Origin of the sequence: Micromonospora sp. DT81.3 (genome assembly GCF_049847225.1) — a bacterium.
Classification (GTDB): domain Bacteria; phylum Actinomycetota; class Actinomycetes; order Actinomycetales; family Microbacteriaceae; genus Microbacterium.
Window position 1 is genome coordinate 1 of record NZ_JBNCNY010000030.1, and the last position, 4,837, is coordinate 4,837.

Here is a 4,837-nt window from a genome sequence, read left to right on the forward strand (position 1 = left end):
TAAGGGAATAGGCGTGGCATGGGTCCTCCGCAAAACGTCGATTCGGCCCCCAGATGTCAGGTGGCGACCTCATCGGCCATTCCCTACGCCATTGTTGACACACTCGCGACGAGTGCGGAAGAGCCGCGGGTAAACGCTTACATGAACGAAACGTAACGTGACGCGAACGTCACAAACCAGCGACGTGTCGGCGACGCCCAGAAGCGTCCGATCGGCTCGGATCGACGAACTTCCGGCGATTGCGCCTGGCGACGAAAGCCGCGCAGTAACGTGGCGGCAGCGGCACAACGTCATGGTTCGGAGACGACGGTGACGCTCTCGCTGAGTTGGGTGCGTTGCCCCTCAACGTCGAGCCTCATGTTTCCAATCTCGACGCCTACGCCGTTGTCGAGTTGGAACGCGAGCCCATCTCCTTCACCGCACCCGCTCTGGTACCAACTAGCAGGTGGTGTGGCGACGAGTACCGCGCACACACCGTCGTCGGTGGTTGGACGGGCGAGATAGAGCTTGATGCCGCTGACCTCGCCAACAAACCGCGTGGAGGAGCGATCAATATCCGTATCGGTGTTCGCGTCCGGGTGTGGGATCAGGTCCACCTCCGTCTGCGGCCGGTGAAGCTCGGGCATCGTCGAGCCGGAGCAGCCGGTCAGTAGCATGACGCTGGCCAACAGTGTCGCCGCTCCAACGACCACTGATGTATTCATGGGCGTAAGGTGTTTCCTTGGGTCTTAAATGGTTCGCTCGGTTGAATCATCTTCGCACCGCCACCGCCGGGGGAGAGTCCGTGCAAGGTAACGAGCCCGATAACCGGTTTGCGGGTAGCCCAGGTCCCGTGTGCCGCGCCGGTTAGTCGGCGACCTGTCGGTCGATGAAGGCGGCCATTCCTGGCACGGTGAAGGCGACGACCCCGTACTCGGGGGCGTAGACCAGACCTTTGGCGATGAGGTTCGCCCGTGTGGGTCCGAGGGTCGCGATGTTCTTGCGCAGCCGTGTCGCCACTTGCCCGAGGAGCTACCGCTGTCTCCGTCGGTGGCCATGGCGCGGAGATACTGCTGTTCGCCGGGGGTGGCGCGATCCCATCTGGCTCGGAAGAACCCGTTGTCCAGTTGCGCGGTGCCGCGCGCGACTCGCTATCTCCCTTCGTCAAAGCCGCGCGATCCACTAGCCGGAAAAGCGCGGAACAACCCAAGACCAACGGTGATAAAGACGCCGCAGCGGTTCGTGGTTGGGCGGCGGGTAGACGCATCGACGTATCCCACCGAGGCCGTATCCCTCGCAGCGTCCGAGAACAGTACGAAAACCGCTGATTAGCGCCATGACAACCGTCGCTCCGCGCGGTGAACCGGAGCCGAACCCCACTCACAGGCGCCATCCCGATACCAACGCGGCATAAGCTCACTGGCGAATGCGGTGACATAGCACCAGTTCCGCCGTTCTATGGAACCCCCGACGTGCCCGCACGACGACCAGCTGCACCTCCTCCCACGTGAGTGATCGGTCGATTGGCGTTTCCGTCAAGGCTCGGTTCGCATGTCCTCGATTTGATTCATCACGCGTTCGAACGCGCCTGGGCCGACGGAGATTGATCCCTGGTAGGGCCGGTCCATGTCTGCCGTGGTGAACATGACAAGTCCGATGAACAACGCCAGCATTCCGGCCATGAGGAGATGCAATCGTCGGCTTTTCACGATGATGAGGCCGATGAGCACGGCGTTCACGGCGGCACCGACCCAGATCGCGAGCCAGAACAGCCCTGGAAGTTCCAGCGTGGTCGCGTCGATGCGTTCTCGTCGAGTTTCCACGAAATCGTCGAAGGTGGCCAGAAGCTGCTGGAACTCCGCGAGCTGCTGCAGGTCCGCGGGCTTGTACTCGTGGATCTGCCGCTCCATCTCGTCAACGAGCTCCACGCTCGCGTCGGGCAGCGATCCCCGACGCTGATCGGGCCAGTCCTGCTCGATGACGACAACCAGGTACTCGTCTATCGTCTGCTGAATCGGCGAGGCGACGTCTTCGGGCAGGCCCGTGGTGCCGCGGTAGAACGCGGTGAGCTGTCCGGCCTCATGGAGTGCCGCCTGCCGGGTAGCTGAGTAGTTCTCGTACACCGACACCGCTACGAGCGCAAGCAGGATCCCGAAGAAGACGCCGAAAGTGCCGATCACATGGCCGAGCACTCGATCCCACTGCTCGGGGTCGTCGACCAGCCTCCGCACGACCGGCCGCAGCCCCACCACGATCAGGCACGACACGAGTACGAAAACGCCGATGAAGAGTGGCAGCGAGACCGCCAGTGGCAGCGAGCCGAACCAGATCACGTGCGGTCCTCCCGGATGAATCGACAGACGCTGCAGCAATCTCAGCGATCGCGAGCATCAGCCTAGGGATCACCGACCTCAGTGCAGAAGACCTGGCGACAATTCCGCCGCCGGCGTTCGCCCGCGGAGGGATCGCTCACTGAACGGATGCGGCGTCTATCCGGAGCTGATGCGCCAGTGCAGGCCGAGCAGTTCGAAGGCGCGTTGTAGATCGGGGTGGTCTTCGGGGACTTGATGCGAGTGCTGGTCTGGGATGATGTGCTTGCTGATGCGCTGCTCTGCCCGCTCGAACACTGCCCAGAGTCGGATGTTGTCGCCCATTCGGCTACGGAAGGTGATGCCGTCCACGACGGGCCGCAGTGCTGCATCCTGCTGGTCGTAGAGGAACCGGGCGATGCTGCGGGTGATGTGTCGTTGGCGGGCATCCTTGAGCAGCGCGGCGTCGACGTCCCTCGCGGGAATCCCGACTGCTCGAACACGCCTGCTTGGACCAGTAGGCGATCGTCTCAGCGTGGGTTATTCCGCGTATCGCCCGGTTTGGACTCCATGCCCGTACAGGCGACCGCGGAGCCATTCCCTGCTGACCGCGCTGCGTTCGGAGTCGGGATATGCCGGTGCGGCGTGATCGTCGTCTTCGATCTCCCCCAGCTCTTGGTAGGCGAGATCGTTTGGTCGCTGCTGTGCGAGGAGTTCGACGAAACAGCCAAGGAGGGTTTCGCAGGTGTACAGCGAGCGGAATCTGGCTCGCTCGTCGTGCCAGCGACCACCCGATGCGAGTAGTACCGGGGTCGTGTTGCACGCCAGAAACAGCGCCGTCCCTGGCGGAGGACCAGCGGGTACTGGTCGGCTTTACGCTGGCATGGCCGCTTGGACGCAGTCCAGGACTTTGACTGCGCCCGCCTCGCGGGCAAGGTATCTGTAAGCGTCAGCCGGGTGCTTCATACGATCGGTCTCGCATGTCGATTGGGGGGCCAGCATGATGATGGGAACACCTTCTCGGTTCAGCGCTTCGATCAGGAGCAGCGCGGTCTCACCGAGGTCGGAACTCACCAGGGCCAGGTGTGGCGCAAACAACTCGGACAGCTCGAGGGCTTGTGCAGGTTCGGCCGTGTCCCCGACAACCACGATTTGCGGGAACGACTTCAGGACTGCGCAAAGGCCGATCCGGTAGACCTCATCGTTGTCGCAGATCAGCACCCGGAGCCGGTGTCGTGGACGGCTCAGCACGAAGATTTGGCACACGCGAACTCCCGTCGTCGGCCCGACCGGCCGGGTGTGCCGGGCAGTGCCCGCGAGAAGTCAGCACGACACAATAAAACTGTTCGGGCCGCTCCCAAAATCACCGGGAGCATACATCCGTTTCAGCTTTCCGGATACCCCCTCGCCATCCAGTGGATGAACCGCCAGCGCACAGGAGCGCACCGGTGTCATGGTTCGGAAGCGAAGAGTGCTGGTACCCCGCATTTGTCGGATCCGTCGACCCGGCACGTTGCCGGTCGGCGGGCGGACTCAGTCTAGGCGAGCGGTGTTGTTGACCAGGATCGCCAGCTGGGTGCGGCTCCGGACGCCCAACCGCCGCAACACCGTGGTGAGGTGGCTCTTGACGGTCGCATTACTGACAAATAGTTGGGCGGCGATGTCGCCGTTGCTCATTCCCTCGGCGACAAGCAGGGCCACCGCCCGTTGCCGATCGGTCAGCCGGGTCAGAGCGCCCAGCTGCGTGGGGGTCTCGGCCGGGCCGGTGGGTCCGGCGGTCAGGAACTGCACGAGGTGGCGGGCGAACGTCGGGTCGAGGGCGAGCCCGTCCCTGGACAGGGCGCGGATCCCGTCGACCAGCCGCGGCGCGGCGACCCTCCGAGAAAGATACCCCCGTGCCCCGGCCCGCAACGCCTCTGCCAGATCGAACTCGGACTCGGTCTCGGCCAGGATCAGTACCGCCCGATCGAGACGGCACAACGCACCGACGGACTGCTCTTGCACGTCCTGTAGCAGGCCCTGACGGATCACGACGACGTGCGGATGCACCCGGTCAGCCAGCGAGCATGCCGAAGCGATATCCACCACCTCGCCCACCACGACCAGGTCCGGTTCCCGCTCGATCAACACTCGCAGACCGATCCGGTAGATCTCGTGGTCCTCGCACAGCAACACCCGAACGCGCTCCGGACCGGGACGGGGCCAACCCTCCTCCGAGGAGGGAGTCGAATGGAAAGCGGGACCTGGTTCGGGCTGGAACGTCACAAGGCTCCCCTTGACGTGGCAGAACATCGCTGTACATCACTATTACGGAGCGGCCGCCAGTCCGCTCACTCACCGTCACTCACCTGCCCGGCCAAACAAGATCCCGGCCAACTGATCAGTGACGACACCTGAACCTAGTTCTACAGCGAAAACACGGACAAAGCCACCAATTCGCGGATAACACTAAAGGTGCAATCACCGGAAGCTACTACTGATATGTAGTGCCTTCTTGTCAAGAGGGCATGGTGAGGCGCCGTCCGGGATGTCCCGGGCGGCGCCTCTTG

The 4,837-nt window shown here is 63.3% G+C and carries 7 protein-coding genes; 1 reads left to right on the forward strand and 6 read right to left on the reverse strand.

The genetic code is table 11. The features are described 5' to 3' along the window. Nucleotides 1-290: 290 nt before the first annotated feature. A complete protein-coding gene (locus tag ACPW96_RS23035) occupies nt 291-704 on the reverse strand; it encodes a hypothetical protein (protein ID WP_425886055.1) in 414 nt (137 codons plus the stop codon). 142 nt (nt 705-846) lie between these two features. Further along, the gene (locus tag ACPW96_RS23040) at nt 847-999 is read right to left on the reverse strand and encodes a hypothetical protein (RefSeq protein ID WP_425886056.1); all 153 of its coding nucleotides are present in this window, start codon (nt 997-999) and stop codon (nt 847-849) included. On the opposite strand from ACPW96_RS23040, the gene ACPW96_RS23045 reads away from it, so the two are divergent. After that, entirely contained in the window at nt 990-1,307 is a 318-nt protein-coding gene (locus tag ACPW96_RS23045) for an Lsr2 family DNA-binding protein (protein ID WP_425886057.1), read from the forward strand. The genes ACPW96_RS23040 and ACPW96_RS23045 overlap by 10 nt on opposite strands. Nucleotides 1,308-1,514: 207 nt before the next feature. Here the strand turns inward: ACPW96_RS23045 and ACPW96_RS23050 are convergent, their stop codons facing one another. From ACPW96_RS23050 to ACPW96_RS23065, 4 genes are all read right to left on the reverse strand, one after another. Continuing rightward, nucleotides 1,515-2,312, reverse strand: a complete 798-nt coding sequence (locus tag ACPW96_RS23050) for a DUF4239 domain-containing protein (protein ID WP_425886058.1) — start codon at nt 2,310-2,312, stop codon at nt 1,515-1,517. A 156-nt stretch (nt 2,313-2,468) separates the two neighbouring features. Further along, nucleotides 2,469-2,633, reverse strand: a complete 165-nt coding sequence (locus ACPW96_RS23055) for a hypothetical protein (protein ID WP_425886060.1) — start codon at nt 2,631-2,633, stop codon at nt 2,469-2,471. 528 nt (nt 2,634-3,161) lie between these two features. Continuing rightward, a complete protein-coding gene (locus tag ACPW96_RS23060; protein WP_425886062.1) occupies nt 3,162-3,509 on the reverse strand; it encodes a hypothetical protein in 348 nt (115 codons plus the stop codon). Nucleotides 3,510-3,821: 312 nt separating this feature from the next. After that, complete coding sequence (locus ACPW96_RS23065) at nt 3,822-4,553, reverse strand: LuxR C-terminal-related transcriptional regulator (protein WP_425886064.1); 732 nt, start codon at nt 4,551-4,553, stop codon at nt 3,822-3,824. Between the last annotated feature and the right edge of the window lie 284 nt (nt 4,554-4,837).